This is a genomic window from Paracoccus sp. P2 (assembly GCF_046335115.1).
In the GTDB taxonomy this organism is placed as follows: domain Bacteria; phylum Pseudomonadota; class Alphaproteobacteria; order Rhodobacterales; family Rhodobacteraceae; genus Paracoccus; species Paracoccus pantotrophus.
Genome location: NZ_JBGOSN010000068.1, coordinates 1 through 15,495, shown reverse-complemented (window position 1 = coordinate 15,495; position 15,495 = coordinate 1). Strand labels below are relative to the sequence as shown.

Sequence of the window (15,495 nt, the reverse complement as noted above, 5' to 3'; positions counted from 1 at the left end):
TCCGAGGCGTTCAACTGCTCCAGCCCGCCCAGCTCGATCGTCAGCTCGGCCGTGCCATCGCCGTCCAGGTCGACCAGAAGCCGATGCGCGCCGGCCTGCGACCAGTCGGCGCGAAGCTGACCCGGAGCGGAAAAATTCTCGCTGCCGATAAAGGTCAGTCCCAGGCCTGCAAGGTCGATCCTGTCCTCGCCAGGCTGGAAATCCAGGATGACATCGATGCTGCCGTCCAGGTCTTCGGTGGCCGAGAACACGAACACGTCGGCGCCAAGCCCGCCGACCAGCGTGTCGGAGCCCGCCCCGCCTGCCAGCGTGTCACTGCCGTCACCGCCCTGAAGCAGGTCGTCGCCGGCCCCTCCAAGCAAGCTGTCATGACCGGTCCCGCCGATCAGGGTGTCGTTGCCCTCGCCGCCGAAAATTTCGTCATTGCCCGGGCCGCCGTCCAGCAGGTCATCGCCGAGACCGCCGGACAGGCTGTCATGGCCGGGGCCGCCGCGCAGGGTGTCATTGCCTTCGCCGCCGTAAAGCAGGTCGTGGCCGTCGTCGCCATTGAGTTCATCTGCGCCGGCATCGCCATGAAGCGTGTCATGGCCCGGACCGCCCCTTAGCACGTCGTTGCCGTCGCCGCCCCGCATCAGGTCATACCCCTCGCCGCCGAGGAGGGTGTCGTTGCCCGGACCGCCTTCCAGAAGGTCGTTGCCCGCGTCTCCTTGCAACAGGTCGTTACCGTCGCCGCCGAACAGCTGGTCATTGCCGTCATGTCCGGCCAGCGTGTCGTTTCCGTGCTCGCCGCGCAAGGTATCGGCCCCGGATCCGCCGACGAGGCTGTCGTTGCCGTTGCCGCCGAACAGCAGGTCATTGCCATCGCCGCCGAACAGCTGGTCATTGCCGTCATGTCCGGCCAGCGTGTCGTTTCCGTGCTCGCCGCGCAAGGTATCGGCCCCGGATCCGCCGACGAGGCTGTCGTTGCCGTTGCCGCCGAACAGCAGGTCATTGCCATCGCCGCCGAACAACTGGTCATCGCCGTCATGTCCGGCCAGCGTGTCGTTTCCGTGCTCGCCGCGCAAGGTATCGGCCCCGGATCCGCCGACGAGGCTGTCATTGCCGTTGCCACCGAACAGCAGGTCGTTGCCGTCGCCGCCGAACAACTGGTCATCGCCGTCATGTCCGGCCAGCGTGTCGTTTCCGTGCTCGCCGCGCAAGGTATCGGCCCCGGATCCGCCGACGAGGCTGTCATTGCCGTTGCCACCGAACAGCAGGTCGTTGCCGTCGCCGCCGAACAACCGGTCATCGCCAGCATGTCCGGCCAGCGTGTCATGCCCGGCGTCCCCATACAGCGTATCGGCGCCAGCCCCTCCGACCAGGCTGTCATTGCCGTTGCCGCCATAGATCAGGTCGTTGCCGTCCCGCCCCTCCAGCGTGTCGTTGCCCGGCCCGCCCTGGAGATTGTCGTCCCCCGGTCCGCCCAGAAGCAGGTCGTCGCCGGCATGGCCGAAGACGTCCGAGCCGTTGTGGCCTGCGCTCAGCGTGTCGTTGCCCGCCGTGCCCACCACCGTCGTGCGCATGTCGGGGGCCGCGTAATGCGCGATGGGGAAAAGCGAATTGTCAAAGGCGCTGGCCTGCAGCATCGTATTGTCCCGTGTCATGACCCAGATAACCGAATTTCCGTAAAATATCCTGATTCCATAGCTTTCCGGCCTGAACCCCAACTGCCCGACATTGCGGACCATGCCCAGGAAGGACAGGTCCAGACGGTCCACCCCCGGCTCGAAATCGGTGATGGTGATCTTGCCGTTGACCTCGGCCGCCACGAAGATGTCCGCGCCGGCGCCGCCGGTCATCTGCACCGGGCTGCTGCCGGCGATCAGGATGTCGTCGCCGGCGCCGCCCTCCAGCCTGCTCGTCTCGGCGCTGGCCTGCATCATGTCGTTGCCCTCGGTCCCCGACTGCCAGCCCGCGCCGACCACCCGCGTCAGGCCGATGCCACCCGGTTCGAAGACGAATTGCGTGATGCCGCTTTCCGTGCGCGACGAGGCGAAAAGCGCGATCTTGCCGTCGATCACCAACGCCGAAAGCGCCGAGACATCGGCCAGCGCCCGGTCGTTGGTGTCGACCAGCGTGGCAAGGTGCAGCAGCCGCCCCTCGGGCAGCACGGTGAAGACGCTCAGCCCGTCGTCGCCGCCGCCCACGAAGACGAAGGCGCGGCCGTCCAGGGTCGCGGTCGCAAGCGCGGTGGCGCCGGCAAAGCGGGTGTTGCGTTCGTCGATGACGTGATCGGCCGGCAGAAGCGCGCCCTCGTAGGTCAGGCGCATGGTGGTCAGGGACGAGCTTTGCGCCGCCGCGACCACCAGATAGGTCACGCCGCCCACCGCGACCGTGGCCAGGTGGCTGGGCTGGTCCATGCCAAGGCCGTGCCAGGACCACAGCATATGCGCCGTGCCGACCGAGCCGTCGGCATGGATCATTTGCACCGCGACATAGTTGCCGGTGGCCGAGGCCGAGATGATGAAGCTGCGGTCGGCCAGCGTGGCCACCAGCATATCGTCGATCTCGGTCCCCTGCACGCCCGAGCCGAGCGGCAGTGCCGCCCGGGTGACATGGGCGATGGCGCCGTCCGCGGCCAGCCGCCAGATGTCGAAGGCCGTCTGCCCGTCGCGGGCCGAATAGAGGAAATCCCCCTGCGGCGTCTGGAACTGGCCCAGCCGGATCACGTCGGCGGGCAGCCCTGCCGGCCCGGCCAGCGACGCGCCGTCGCGAAACCCGCCCTGGCCGTCCAGCAGGATGCCGGCACCCAGCGCATCGCGCAGCCCGGTGCCGAACAGCACCGGCCCGCCCTTCAGCGTGACGATGCTGGCATCCGGGGTGCCGCCATAGCCCAGCGCGGCGGCATGGGGCTGGGCGCCGATCATCTCGATCGGCTGGTCGGCCGAGGTGACGCGATAGGCCGCGATGCCGCCGCCGAGATGGGTGATGCTGTAAAGCGCATGCCCCTCCGGGCCGGAAAAGGTCCGCAGATTCGTGATATTGGTCACGAAGGGCGCTTGGGGGCCGATATAGGTGGCAACGTGGCGGTATCGCATTGCGGGCTTCGTTCGTGGCGGTCGGGCGTGGCGGTCGGGATCGTGCCCCGACAGGGTGCCAAACCGGCACGCGAAGTCACGCGTAATTCCCCGTGCATTTTAATTGCCGCAGACATAGGCTGCGCCGGCGGCGCGCCGCTTGCGCGCCTTTGGGAGTTGCTCCATACGCATTCTGCGCAAGGCAAATCTGGTAGAGACAGATGCAGATCCAAAAGACCTCGCTTCCGGGCGTCCTGGTCCTTGTTCCGCGGCGGTTCGGCGATGATCGCGGGTTCTTTTGCGAAAGCTGGAGCCGAAAGACCCTGCATCGGGCGGGGCTGGACCTGCCGGAATTCGTGCAGGACAACCATTCGCTATCGGCGGCGGCGGGCACCTTGCGGGGGCTGCATTTCCAGGCCCCGCCCCATGCCCAGGGCAAGCTGGTGCGCTGCGGGCGCGGCCGGCTTTTCGACGTGGCGGTCGATATCCGCAGGGGCAGCCCGAGTTATGGCCAATGGACCGGCTGCGAGCTGTCCTTTGAAAACGGCCGCCAGCTGTGGATTCCGCCGGGCTTCCTGCACGGTTTCGTCACGCGCGAGCCTGACACGGAAATCCTGTATAAATGTACGGATTATTATGCGCCCGATTGCGACGGATCGGTGGTCTGGGACAGTATCGGCATCGACTGGGGCGTCGCCGGCCCGCCGATCCTGTCGGCCAAGGATGCGGCCGCACCGACATTGAACGAGTTCGACAGCCCTTTCACCTATGAGGGGCCTTTTGAGTACGAGGCGAGATTATGAAGATTCTGGTGACCGGCGGCGCGGGATTCATCGGTTCGGCGGTGGTGCGGCTGGCGGTGGCGCGGGGACATTCGGTGGTGAACCTCGATTCGCTGACCTATGCCGCCAATCTGGAGAACGTGGCCTCGGCGGCCGGCAGCCCGCTCTACGCCTTCGAACGGGCCGACATCCGCGACCGCGCCGCGCTGGGCCGCATCCTGGCCGCGCACCGGCCCGATGCGATCATGCATCTGGCCGCGGAAAGCCATGTGGACCGCTCGATCGACGGGCCGGGCGCCTTCATCGAGACCAACGTGACCGGCACCTACAACCTGCTTGAGGCGGCGCGGGCCTGGTGGACCGCGCAGGGCCGGCCCGAGGGGTTTCGTTTCCACCACATCTCGACCGACGAGGTTTTCGGCTCGCTGGGCGAGACCGGCCAGTTCACCGAAGACACGCCCTACGACCCGCGCAGCCCCTATTCGGCCTCGAAAGCCGCCTCGGACCACCTGGTCCGCGCCTGGCACGAGACCTATGGCCTGCCGGTGGTGCTGACCAATTGCTCGAACAATTACGGGCCGTTCCATTTCCCGGAAAAGCTGGTGCCGGTGGTGATCCTGAACGCGCTGCACGGCCGGCCGATCCCGGTCTATGGCGACGGCGGCAATGTCCGCGACTGGCTTTATGTCGAAGACCACGCCGCTGCGCTGCTGCTGGTGCTGGAAAAGGGCCGCATCGGCCGCAGCTACAATATCGGCGGCGAGAACGAGGCCAGGAATATCGACTTGGTGCGCAGCATCTGCGGCCATATGGACCGGCTGCGCCCGGATGCCGCGCCGCATGACCGGCTCATTACCTTCGTCGCTGACCGGCCGGGCCACGACCGGCGCTATGCCATCGACCCGACCCGCATCCGCACCGAGCTGGGCTGGCGCCCCTCGGTCACGGTCGAGGAGGGGCTGAGGCGCACCGTCGAATGGTATCTGCAAAACGAGGAGTGGTGGCGGCCGCTGCTGACCCGGCAGGGGGTCGGGGAAAGGCTCGGCACGGCATGAAGGGTCTGCTGGTCTTCGGCCGCACCGGACAGGTCGCGACCGAGCTGGCGCGGCTGGCGCCCTGGGCGCGATTCCTCGGCCGCGACCAGGCCGATCTGACCGATCCCGCCGCCTGCGCCGCGGCGATCCGGGCATCCGACTGTGCGGCGGTGCTGAACGCCGCGGCCTATACGGCCGTCGACCGCGCCGAATCCGAGCCCGACCTGGCCCGCGCCGTCAATGCCGAGGCCCCCGCTGCCATGGCCCGGGCCGCGACGGAGATCGGCGTGCCTTTCCTGCATATTTCGACCGATTACGTCTTCGACGGCTCGGGCGAGCGGCCCTGGGCCGAGACCGACCCGACCGGCCCGCTGGGCGTCTATGGCGCGACCAAGCTGGCCGGAGAGCGGGGCATCGCCGCCGCCGGCGGGCAATGGGCGGTCATGCGCACCTCCTGGGTGTTCTCGGCCCATGGCGCGAATTTCGTCAGGACCATGCTGCGGCTGGGCGCCGAGCGCGAGGAACTGCGCGTCGTCGCCGATCAGCAGGGCGGCCCGACCCCGGCGGCCGATATCGCCGCAGCCTGCCTGGCCATGCTGGGCGCGATGCGCGGTGACGCCTCGCGCGGGGGGATCTATCACTTCGCGGGCAGCCCCGACACCAGCTGGGCCGGCTTTGCGCGCGAGATCATGGCGCAGGCCGGACTTTCCTGCCGCGTCACCGAGATTTCCACGGCGGATTATCCCACCCCCGCCCGGCGCCCGGCCAATTCGCGCCTGAACTGCGCCGCCATTCTGCGGGAGTTCGGCATCAGTCGCCCCGACTGGCGCGCCGGTCTCGCCAAGGTCTTGCAGGAGCTGAAACCATGACCCAATCCGAAAATTCCGCCAGCCGCCGCAAGGGCATCATCCTGGCCGGCGGCTCGGGCACGCGGCTTTATCCGATCACCATGGGCCTGTCCAAGCAGCTGCTGCCGATCTATGACAAGCCGATGATCTATTACCCGATCACCGTGCTGATGCTGTCGGGCATCCGCGAGATTGCCATCATCACCACCCCCGAGGACCAGGACCAGTTCCGCCGCCTGTTGGGCGACGGCAGCCAATGGGGGCTCGGCTTTCACTACCTGGTGCAGCCCTCGCCCGACGGGCTGGCGCAGGCCTATCTGCTGGCCGAGGATTTCCTGGCGGGCGCGCCCTCGGCCATGGTGCTGGGCGACAACATCTTCTTCGGCCACGGCTTGCCCCTGCTGCTGGAGGCCGCAGACCGGCGCGATACGGGCGGCACGGTCTTCGGCTACCAGGTGTCCGACCCCGAACGCTATGGCGTCGTCGACTTCGATCAGGCGGGCCGGGTGCGGGCCATTGTCGAGAAACCGGCCGAGCCGCCGTCGAATTTCGCCGTCACCGGGCTTTACTTCCTGGACGGCACGGCGCCGCGGCGCGCGGCCGAGGTCCGCCCCTCGGACCGGGGTGAGCTGGAGATCACCACGCTTCTGGAGAGCTATCTGCACGAGGGCCAGCTGAGCGTCGAGAAGATGGGCCGCGGCTTCGCCTGGCTGGATACCGGCACCCATGCCAGCCTGCTGGATGCGGGGAATTTCGTGCGCACGCTGGAAAACCGCCAGGGCCTGCAGACCGGCTGCCCCGAGGAGATCGCCTTCCAGGCCGGCTGGATTTCCGCTGACGAACTGCGGGCCAGGGCGGGGCAATGCGCCAAGAATGCCTATGGCCGCTATCTGCTGCGCCTGCTGGGCGAGGGGGAATAGCTGGCCCGGCAACCGTCCGAACGCATCGCGGACCCGTCCGGGCCCGGCCTGGCCGGACGGCCCGCATTCCGCGGCGTCCGGATCTTGGCGCGGCTTGCCGCGAATCGGGTGCCTGCCGTCCAGGCGGGCGGGCACGGCCGCTTTATCCCCGCCGCGTCTCTTGCTAAGAAGCCCCGGCTTCGCGCCCGTTCCGCCAGCCAATCCGTGAGCCCGCCTTGAACCAGCCTGATCCTCCCCCTCCGGTCATTGCGGCGGTCGTCGTTACCTTCAACCGGCTGGCGCATCTGGAAAAGACGCTGGCCCGCCTGCTGGCCGAGCCGCTCGACCATGTCGTGGTGGTCGAGAACGGCTCGACCGATGGCACGCGGGAATGGCTGGCCGGGCAGGGCGATCCGCGGCTGGTCGTCATCGAGATGCCGGAAAACGGCGGCGGCGCGCTGGGGTTCGAGGTGGGCATGCGCGAGACCGGCCGCAGGCTCGACCCCGACTGGCTGGTCCTGATGGACGACGATGCCCGGCCCGCGACCGGCGCCATCGCCCGGTTCCGGCAAGGCCTGGCCGAGGGCCGCTGGCCCGGCGCCGAGGCGCTGGCGGCGGCGGTGCGCTTTCCCGGCGGCCGGATCTGCGAGATGAACCGGCCCTGGGTCAACCCCTTCGGCGACCTGCCGGTCTTCCTGCGCGTGCTGGCGGGGGGCGGCCGGGCGGCCTTTCACATTCCCGACAGCGATTACGATGCGCCGGTGCCGCGGCCCCTGGACGGCACCTCCTTCGTCGGCTTCTTCGTGTCGCGCGCCGGGGTGGCCCGTGCCGGCTATCCCGATGGCCGGCTGTTCATCTATGGCGACGACGTGCTCTATTCCCTGGGACTGACCCAGGCCGGCGGCCGGCTGCTTTTCGCCCCGGACCTGGAGTTCGAGCATGATTGCGCGACCCAGACCGCGGGGGCGACGCCCCGGCCGCTCTGGAAGGTGTATTACCTGCATCGCAACGCCTGGTTCGTCTATCGCCGGGTCGCAGGCCGGCTGTTCTTTCCGCCGCTGATGGCGCTGATGCTGCTGAAATGGCTGCGCAAGGGCCGGCTGCTGCCCGCAGCCGAGCGGCGCATCTGCCGCCGGCTGATCCGGCTGGCGGTGCGGGACGCCTTTCGCGGCGAACTGGGCCGCAGCCATGCCCAGATCATGGCCCTGGCCGATGGCGTCGGCACGACTGCCCCCTGGGCCGAGGGCACCGCGAGCGGCTCGCCGGCCGCCGGCGACGACCGCTGAGCCGCCCGGCGATCCGAAGCCGCTCACCGGCCCCCTTTTTGGCGGAATCCCGTGCGGTTGCGGGGCGCCACGCCTGCCTTGGAAGGCCGGAAAATGCGTTGCCCCGGCCACGGTGGAATGCATCGGCCAAGAGCAGGGCCGTGCCAGCGGGTGCGAAAACAGGCTGCCGACCGGGCGTCCACTTGAAGCGGTTCGGCCATGGCTGCCGGCCCGGATCGCCGAGCCTTACTGGATCTGCTGGCCGATATCCTCGATCAGGATGCGCCTGACATTCGGCCCCGCGGCCTTTTGCCCCGCCGCAAGCAGGGCGGCGCGCAGGCGTTGCAGGGCGGGTTCGGCGGTGAAATTGCCGTTGAAGCCGCCGGTATTCGCCTCGATCATCAGCGCGTTCAGCAAGGCGTCCCGCAGCCGATGCTCCTGCGCCTCGATCTCTGCGCGGGCCGAGGCGGGCATCTCGACGCTCAGCGACAGGATCATGATCGCCGATGGCGTGCCGTTGCGCAGGATCGGCACGAAAAACTGGTTGGGAAACGCGAACCAGTCGAGGCTGGCCTCGGCAGCGCCGCCGCCGTCGCCGCTGCCCTCGCCGCCATGGCCCTGCGCGGGATCGGCGGATTCGGACACCTGATGGCCCGGCTCGGCCGCCGTGGCGGCGTCGCCCTGGACGGAGGCAGCCGGCTTCGCGCCGCCCAGCATGTCGCCGCCGACCGCGCCGCCCAGAAAGGCCAGCAGGGGGATCAGGATAAGCAGGATCTTTTTCACCGGGCCCCCCTCCGTCTTCAGTAAGGCAAGAGGATGTCGGCCAGCTGCTGGCCATAGCGCGGCTGCTGGACATCGCTGATCTGGCCGCGGCCGCCATAGGAAATGCGCGCGCCCGCGATGCGGTCATAGGCGATCTCGTTGCGCCGCCCGATATCCGAGGGGCGGACGAAGCCGCTGACGGTCAGTTCGCGCAGCTCGTAGTTCACCCGCACCTCCTGCGTGCCCTGGATGCGCAGGACGCCGTTGGGCAGCCGGTCCACCACCGTCGCCGCGACGCGCAGGGTCAGCTTGTCGCGGCGCGAGATATTGCCGCTGCCCTTGTAGCTCGAGGATGCCTTGGCCTCGGCCAGTTCCTCCATGCTGGCGCCTTCCGGCAGGATGCGGTCGATGCGCTGCGGCAGGCCTGCCAGCGAGGGAATGCCGACCTTGTCGGCCGAACTGCGGCTGCGCCCCGAACTGTTCTGGATTTCGGCGCTGTCGTCGATCTCGATCACCACGGTCAGGATGTCGCCGCGCGTCGAGGCGCGCCGGTCCGCGACCAGCGAGTTCTGCGACATGCTCCAGAGCGAGGCCGTGCTGTCCGCCCGATAGGGCAGCTCCTGTACGCCATGGCCCGACGAGGTCATCGCCTGGTATTCGACGCTGCTTTCGGGGGCGGTCATGTTGGGCACCTGCCCGATCTGCGAGACCCGGCCGCAGGCCGAAAGCGACAGGGCAAGGGACAGGGCGCCAAGCAGCAGCGCGGGGCGGGGAGACATGGGCTGGAGCATGGGCTGCCTTTCAGTTCTGCCGGACGATGACCGTCCCGTCCGCGGCCACCCGGCCCGAGACGGTCACGCGCGAGGCGTTGTTCATGACGCGGATGACCTGCCCGGCGCTGCCGGCCGAAAGCGCGCGGCCCTCGGCCTCGATCCGCAGGGCGGCCTTTTCATAGGCGATGGTGACGATCTGGTTGCGCCCGACCAGGGTCGGCGCAGTCAGGGTCGAGGGGGCGATGCGGCGGCCCTGGTAGACCATGACGCGCAACTGCTGGCCCAGGACCGCGGCGATCTCCTCGATACCGCCGGGTTGGTCGGGGACCAGCGAGACGTCGCCGGCCGCGATCACCGTGCCGGCCGGCAGCGTGCGGTTGGCCACCACCGACCCGGCAAGCGTCCCTTGCGGCAGCAGCATCAGCAAAAGCACGAGCCCCCGCATCAGCGCACCTGCACCGTGGTGCCAAGCATCTGGTCCGCGGCGGTGATCACCTTGGAGTTCAGCTCGTAGCCGCGCTGCGCCTTGATCAGCTCGGCGATCTCGCGCACCGGATCGACCGCGCTTTCCTCGAGGAAGCCGGCGCGGATCGTGCCCAGCCCCTCTTGTCCCGGCGTGGCGACCTGGGGCGCGCCCGAGGCCGCGGTTTCCAGGAACAGGTTCGAGCCGATCGCCTCGAGCCCTTTGGCATTGACGAAATTGGCCAGGGTGATCTGGCCCAGGTTCTCGGGTTCGACCCGGTCGTCGAAATAGGCGAAGACCTGGCCGTCGGCATTGATCGCGATGCTGCGGGCGTCCTCGGGGATGGTGATGTCGGGCACCAGCGGATAGCCCTCGGAGGTGACGACCTGCCCTTCGGCCGAGCGTTTCAGGCTGCCGTCGCGGGTATAGGCCGAGATGCCCGAGGGCATCGTGACCTCCAGATAGCCGTTGCCGTCGATGGCGATGTCCAGATCGCCGTTGGTCTGGACCGGGGTGCCCTGCGCCAGCATGACCGTCACGCTGGCCGGGCGCACGCCCAGGCCAAGCTGCACGCCCGCCGGGACCATGGCGCCGGTGGCGGCGGTCAGCGTGCCGGGCCGGGTGGCCTGCTGGTATTGCAGGTCGGCGAACTCCGCCCGCCGCGGGTTGTAGCCCGTCGTGGACATGTTCGCGAGGTTGTTCGAGATGACATCGACGCGCATCTGCTGCGCGCTCATGCCCGATGCCGCGATCTGAAGTGCTCTCATGCTTTGTCCTTTCACCGGGTCAGCGAGGTGATGGTCTGGCGGATGCGCTGGTCTTCCTGGTCGAGGAAGCTCTGGCCCAGCTGATAGGCGCGCTGGACCTCGATCATGCGGGCGATTTCCAGCACCGGATCGACGTTGGAATCCTCCAGAAAGCCCTGGCGCAGCACCGCCTGGTCCAGCGGCTCGACCGCGCCGCCGGGATCGAAGAGCGTGCCGGCGATATGACGCAGCCGTGCCGGGTCGGGGCTGGCGAAGACGCCGATCCGGCCGATCGGGCTGCCGTCGGCCGAGATGGTGCCGTCGGTGCCGATCCCGACGCTGCCCACCCCGGCCGGGATCACGATCGGGGCCTCGCCGTCGTCGAGCAGCGGATAGCCGTCGGGATTGACCAGCTCGCCCTCGGCATTGGTCATGAAGGCACCGGCGCGGGTCAGGCGGTTGCCCTGCGGGGTCTGGACCATCAGGAATCCCTCGCCGTCGATGGCCATGTCGAAGCGGCCGTTGGTCTGGGTCATGCCGCCGGGGGCAAGATCCACCAATCGGCCGCGGCCATTGGCCATGGCCAGGGTTTCGCCACGCCCGTCCAGCGCCACCATGTATTCCGAAAACACCACGCCCTCGCGCCGGAAGCCGGCGGTATTGGCGTTGGCGATGTTGTTGGCGACGGTGTGCATCTCTCGCATCAGGCCGGATTGCCGGGTCAATGCGGCATAGATCGCGTTCTCCATGGCCTATGACCCCGCGATCTGCGGCAGGATCCGGTCGGTGAAGAAGCTGGTCAGCGTCGCGGTCATGAAGCTCATACTGACCCAGAACACCACCAGCATCAGGCCGATCTTGGGCACGAAGGTCAGCGTCATCTCCTGCACCGAGGTCAGCGCCTGAAAGAGGCCGATGACCACGCCGGTCACCAGCGCCACGATCAGCAGCGGCGCCGACATGCGCACCGCGATCCACAGCGCCTGCCGGGTCAGGTCGAAGATCTGGTTCTCGTCCATGACTACCCCTCAGACCGGCATGCGCAGGATTTCCTGATAGGCCTCGACCACCTTGTCGCGGATCGCCACCACGGTCTCGAGCGCGATCTCGGCCTGGGCGATGCTGTGGACCAGGTCATGCGTCTCGGTCTTGCCGGTCATGGCGCCGGTGGCGGCCAGGTCGACCCGTTCCATCACGCGGGCAAAATCCGTCGCGGCGTTGGTCACACCCTGCGGCAGGCCCGCGGCCGGGGCGACGGCATGGCGGGCGCGGTCATAGGCGGTTGCGGCGGAGGTGGCGGCGATTGTCGGTGAAGAAATCATGGCATTGCCCCTTAGCGGCGGATCAGATCCAGCAGCGAACTGCCCATCTGGCGGGATTGTTCAAAGACGCGCAGATTGGCCTCGTAGCTGCGGCTTGCCTCTTTCGCGTCGGCGATCTCGACGATCAGGTCCACGTTGGAGCCCGCGTAATAGCCTCCGTCGTCGGCCATCGGATGCGCGGGGTCGTAGACGCGCGGCAATTCGCGCCGGTCCAGCCGGGTCGGCCCCGCGGCGACCGCGCCGGTCGGGCGGCCGAAATCGACCTGTTCCTGGAACGCCACCAGCTTGCGGCGATAGCCGGGTGTGTCGGCATTGGCGATGTTTTCCGAAATATGGCGCAGGCGCACGGCCTGGGATTTCATCCCCGACACGGCCAGTTCGGTCGCGGAAAGCGGCTGGGTCATGATCGCCCCCTCAGCCGCGGCGGCCAAGGCTGGTGCGGACCAGCGCAAGCGAGGACTTGGTCACCGCCAGCGACAGGTCGAACTGGCGCTTGGCGGCGGCGCTGCGAAACATCTCGTCTTCGAGCGAGACGGAGTTGCCGTTGGGCGCGGGCTCGCCACCGGCATCGGCGATGCGCGCGGAGCCCGCCCCCCAGCCGGCCCCCGCCAGATGCCCCGGCCGCGAGACGCGCATGCCCGTGGTCCTCTGGCTGCGATAGGTTTCGGCAAAGCCGGCAAGATCGCGTGACCGGAAGCCGGGGGTGTCGGCATTGGCGACGTTCCGGGCGATCAGTTTTTGCCGTTCGGCGGCATGGGCCGTCAGCGAACTGGCCATCCGCAGGGTGTCGATACGGTCAAACATCGAGGCTTCTCCTCAGGTTCCGATAAACCCGGTCTTAACCTCGACTGGTTTAGAAACCCTTTCGAGGCAGGGGCGCCCGCCGAAAAAAGCGAGGACGAAATGGATAAAATGCAATCTATCGCGACGCGGATACGGCGGGTCCGCCTGACCCGGCATTTCGGCCAGGTCAGCGCGATCCAGGCCGGGGTGATCCTGGCGGGCGGGCTGAACAGCCATGCGTCCCTGGGTGATCGCGTCGTCTTTTTAATGCGTTCCGGCGAAAACCTCGGCGGCGAGATCATTGCGCTGCATGCCGACCAGGCGGCGATCCTGCCCGAGGGGCCGATGGACGGGTTGTCGATCGGCACGCGGGTCGAGCTGGTTTTTGCGCCGATGCTGGCGCCGGCGAATGGCTGGATCGGGCGAATCATCGACCCTTTCGGCAGGCCCCTCGACGGCCGTCCTCTGGTCGCCGGCGGCGAGGAACGCGGCTTTCGGCCCGCCCCGCCGCCGGCCGCCCTGCGCAACCGGCTGGGCGGGCGGCTGGATACCGGGCTTGCGGTCTTCGACACGCTGCTGCCCCTGGTGCGCGGCCAGCGGATGGGGCTGTTCGCCGGCTCGGGCGTCGGCAAGTCGACGCTGCTTTCGGCGCTGGCCCAGGGGGTCTCGGCCGATGTCGTGGTGATCGCGCTGGTGGGCGAGCGCGGGCGCGAACTGCGCGAATTCGTCGAGGAGACGCTGGGTGAGGCAGGGATGGCCCGCGCCGTCGTGGTGGTGGCGACCTCGGATCAGTCGCCGCTGATGCGGCGGCGTTGCGCCTGGGCGGCGATGACGGTGGCCGAGCATTTCCGCGACCAGGGCCGGCATGTGCTGTTCCTGGCCGATTCGATCACCCGCTTTGCCGAGGCCCATCGGGAAATCGCCTTGGCGGCGGGGGAAAGCCCCAGCTATCGCGGCTTTCCGCCCTCGACCTCGCATCTGATCATGTCGCTGGCCGAGCGTTCCGGGCCGGGCCCCGAGGGGTCGGGCGACATCACCGCGATCTTCAGCGTGCTGGTCGCCGGCTCGGACATGGAGGAACCGGTGGCCGACATCCTGCGCGGCGTGCTGGACGGCCATGTCGTGCTGGACCGCGCCATCGCCGAGCGCGGGCGGTTCCCGGCGGTGGACGTGCTGCGCTCGGTCTCGCGTTCCCTGCCGCAGGCGGCCAGTGCGGCCGAGAACGCGCTGATCGCGCGGGCGCGGGCGACGCTGGGCACCTATGCCGAATCCGAGCTGATGATCCGCGCCGGGCTTTATGCGCCGGGCTCGGACCCCCGGCTGGACGAGGCGGTGCGGCTTTACCCGGCCCTGGACGCCTTCTTCACCCGGCAAGGCGCCGATGCGGGGCAAAGCTTTGCGCTCTTGGCCGAGGCTCTGGGCGTTCCGGCGCCGAAACCGGGCTGAAGGCGAAAGAAGCCTATGAATCCGGCGGGGTTATGACATGATTGATGAATGTTAACCGGAGTCCCGAGATCATTGCACCGCCCGCGGCGCGTTGACAATCTTCGGCGGTCGAGCCGAGGAGCGTCATGGCCATCACCGAATATTTCGTCCGATATTTGCAAAGACGAGACCTGCTTTCCGAATCCGATATTGCCTGCCTGCGCGCCATTCCGACCCAGCATGTCTGCTTTCGTCCCGGCGAGGTGATCGTGCCACGCGGGCGGATGGCCAGGCGCAGCTGCATGATGCTGCGCGGCATGTCGGCCCGCCAGCATGAGCTGGTCGGGCGTCCGGGCGAGCGGGTGATCACCGCCCTGCATGTTCCGGGGGATTTCGTGGACCTGCACGCCTTCGTGCTGGCTGGGCTGGAACATGACGTGATCTCGGTCGGTGAATCCGAGGTCGAGTTCGTCGATCATGCCGAGCTGCGGCAGATCACCCAGAACTTCCCGCATCTGACCCGGCTCTTGTGGATGTCCACCGCGATCGACGCGGCGATTCACCGGCAATGGCTGGTCGCGGCCGCTTCGCTGCGCTCCAGCGCGCATCTGGCCCATCTTCTATGCGAGCTTTACACGCGGCTGGCCAGTGTGGGCGCGGCGCAGGACCATCGCTTCACCCTGCCGCTGCTGCAAAGGGAACTGGCCGACATCCTGGGCTATACGCCGATCCATGTGAACCGCGCCGTGCGCGACCTGCGCGCCGACGGGCTGATCCGCTGGATCGGCACCGAGGTCGAGATCCTCGACTGGCAGAGGCTGGCGCGGTTGGCGCGGTTCGATCCCGAATATCTGGAACTGGGCCGGGCCCGGCGCTAGATCCTGCCCATATCAAATCCAAGCATAGCCTGCGTTTTTGAGGTGGTTGGCGTATTCCTTTGCGGAGAAGCTGTCAGGTCATGTGCCGAGGCGTTTCCAGGCGGCTTCGACGGTGCGTTCGGCGGCGGAGCGCATGAGGGGCTTGGGCGCGGCGAACATGAGGGGGCGAACGCCATGCGTTCGAGTGAGCCCCCGATCGTNTCCTTTGCGGAGAAGCTGTCAGGTCATGTGCCGAGGCGTTTCCAGGCGGCTTCGACGGTGCGTTCGGCGGCGGAGCGCATGAGGGGCTTGGGCGCGGCGAACATGAGGGGGCGAACGCCATGCGTTCGAGTGAGCCCCCGATCGTGTTCGATGGAGCTCAGATCCGGGCTGTATGGCGGGAGGAACAGCAGATGCGCGCCTGCCGCCCGCATGGCCTTTCGCACCGCGCCGCCCTTGTGGCTGCCGAGATCGTCCATG

17 protein-coding genes and 1 pseudogene are annotated in these 15,495 nt (G+C 68.1%); 7 read left to right on the top strand and 11 right to left on the bottom strand.

Features of this window, described 5'->3' with window-relative positions; all coding sequences use genetic code 11:
- Positions 1-3,077, bottom strand: a 3,077-nt coding sequence (locus tag ACDP63_RS22645) for a calcium-binding protein (protein ID WP_409928689.1), incomplete at its 3' end; no start/stop codon positions are given.
- A gap of 200 nt (positions 3,078-3,277) precedes the next feature.
- Between ACDP63_RS22645 and rfbC the strand changes: the two genes are divergently transcribed.
- From rfbC to ACDP63_RS22620, 5 genes are all read left to right on the top strand, one after another.
- Positions 3,278-3,859, top strand: a complete 582-nt coding sequence (rfbC, locus tag ACDP63_RS22640) for a dTDP-4-dehydrorhamnose 3,5-epimerase (protein WP_024845982.1) — start codon at positions 3,278-3,280, stop codon at positions 3,857-3,859.
- Positions 3,856-4,893, top strand: coding sequence for a dTDP-glucose 4,6-dehydratase (gene rfbB / locus ACDP63_RS22635; protein ID WP_024845983.1), 1,038 nt, complete (start codon positions 3,856-3,858; stop codon positions 4,891-4,893). The genes rfbC and rfbB overlap by 4 nt, the downstream gene beginning before the upstream one ends.
- Positions 4,890-5,741 (top strand): dTDP-4-dehydrorhamnose reductase, encoded by an 852-nt coding sequence (rfbD, locus tag ACDP63_RS22630; RefSeq protein WP_409928688.1) that lies wholly within the window; start codon positions 4,890-4,892, stop codon positions 5,739-5,741. The genes rfbB and rfbD overlap by 4 nt, the downstream gene beginning before the upstream one ends.
- Positions 5,738-6,640 carry a glucose-1-phosphate thymidylyltransferase RfbA gene (gene rfbA, locus ACDP63_RS22625; RefSeq protein ID WP_024845985.1) on the top strand — a complete coding sequence of 301 codons (903 nt, stop codon included), beginning with the start codon at positions 5,738-5,740 and terminating at the stop codon, positions 6,638-6,640. Before rfbD ends, rfbA begins: the two co-directional genes overlap by 4 nt.
- Positions 6,641-6,855: 215 nt before the next feature.
- Positions 6,856-7,905 carry a glycosyltransferase gene (locus tag ACDP63_RS22620; RefSeq protein ID WP_024845986.1) on the top strand — a complete coding sequence of 350 codons (1,050 nt, stop codon included), beginning with the start codon at positions 6,856-6,858 and terminating at the stop codon, positions 7,903-7,905.
- 225 nt (positions 7,906-8,130) lie between these two features.
- Here ACDP63_RS22620 and ACDP63_RS22615 read toward each other — a convergent pair whose 3' ends face one another.
- From ACDP63_RS22615 to ACDP63_RS22575, 9 genes are read right to left on the bottom strand one after another with little or no spacing between them, the layout of a single operon-like run.
- The gene (locus ACDP63_RS22615) at positions 8,131-8,667 is read right to left on the bottom strand and encodes a hypothetical protein (protein ID WP_024845987.1); all 537 of its coding nucleotides are present in this window, start codon (positions 8,665-8,667) and stop codon (positions 8,131-8,133) included.
- 17 nt (positions 8,668-8,684) lie between these two features.
- Positions 8,685-9,437 (bottom strand): flagellar basal body L-ring protein FlgH, encoded by a 753-nt coding sequence (gene flgH / locus ACDP63_RS22610; RefSeq protein WP_051419843.1) that lies wholly within the window; start codon positions 9,435-9,437, stop codon positions 8,685-8,687.
- Between the two features lie 10 nt (positions 9,438-9,447).
- A complete protein-coding gene (gene flgA, locus ACDP63_RS22605; protein ID WP_024845989.1) occupies positions 9,448-9,864 on the bottom strand; it encodes a flagellar basal body P-ring formation chaperone FlgA in 417 nt (138 codons plus the stop codon).
- On the bottom strand, positions 9,864-10,649 hold the full coding sequence (gene flgG / locus ACDP63_RS22600) for a flagellar basal-body rod protein FlgG (RefSeq protein ID WP_024845990.1): 786 nt from the start codon (positions 10,647-10,649) through the stop codon (positions 9,864-9,866). Before flgG ends, flgA begins: the two co-directional genes overlap by 1 nt.
- Positions 10,650-10,660: 11 nt before the next feature.
- Positions 10,661-11,377, bottom strand: coding sequence for a flagellar hook-basal body complex protein (locus ACDP63_RS22595; protein WP_028710903.1), 717 nt, complete (start codon positions 11,375-11,377; stop codon positions 10,661-10,663).
- Between the two features lie 3 nt (positions 11,378-11,380).
- The gene (locus tag ACDP63_RS22590; protein WP_024845992.1) at positions 11,381-11,647 is read right to left on the bottom strand and encodes a flagellar biosynthetic protein FliQ; all 267 of its coding nucleotides are present in this window, start codon (positions 11,645-11,647) and stop codon (positions 11,381-11,383) included.
- A 9-nt stretch (positions 11,648-11,656) separates the two neighbouring features.
- Positions 11,657-11,950, bottom strand: a complete 294-nt coding sequence (locus tag ACDP63_RS22585) for a flagellar hook-basal body complex protein FliE (protein ID WP_028710902.1) — start codon at positions 11,948-11,950, stop codon at positions 11,657-11,659.
- A gap of 11 nt (positions 11,951-11,961) precedes the next feature.
- On the bottom strand, positions 11,962-12,354 hold the full coding sequence (flgC, locus tag ACDP63_RS22580; RefSeq protein ID WP_024845994.1) for a flagellar basal body rod protein FlgC: 393 nt from the start codon (positions 12,352-12,354) through the stop codon (positions 11,962-11,964).
- Between the two features lie 10 nt (positions 12,355-12,364).
- Positions 12,365-12,754, bottom strand: coding sequence for a FlgB family protein (locus ACDP63_RS22575; RefSeq protein WP_024845995.1), 390 nt, complete (start codon positions 12,752-12,754; stop codon positions 12,365-12,367).
- 108 nt (positions 12,755-12,862) lie between these two features.
- Here ACDP63_RS22575 and ACDP63_RS22570 point away from each other — a divergent pair, with 108 nt between their 5' ends.
- Both ACDP63_RS22570 and ACDP63_RS22565 read left to right on the top strand, forming a co-directional pair.
- A complete protein-coding gene (locus tag ACDP63_RS22570; RefSeq protein WP_036748507.1) occupies positions 12,863-14,179 on the top strand; it encodes a FliI/YscN family ATPase in 1,317 nt (438 codons plus the stop codon).
- Positions 14,180-14,304: 125 nt separating this feature from the next.
- On the top strand, positions 14,305-15,036 hold the full coding sequence (locus ACDP63_RS22565) for a Crp/Fnr family transcriptional regulator (RefSeq protein WP_024845997.1): 732 nt from the start codon (positions 14,305-14,307) through the stop codon (positions 15,034-15,036).
- 230 nt (positions 15,037-15,266) lie between these two features.
- Here ACDP63_RS22565 and ACDP63_RS22560 read toward each other — a convergent pair.
- Positions 15,267-15,495, bottom strand: a pseudogene (locus ACDP63_RS22560) (transposase); the annotation flags it as partial.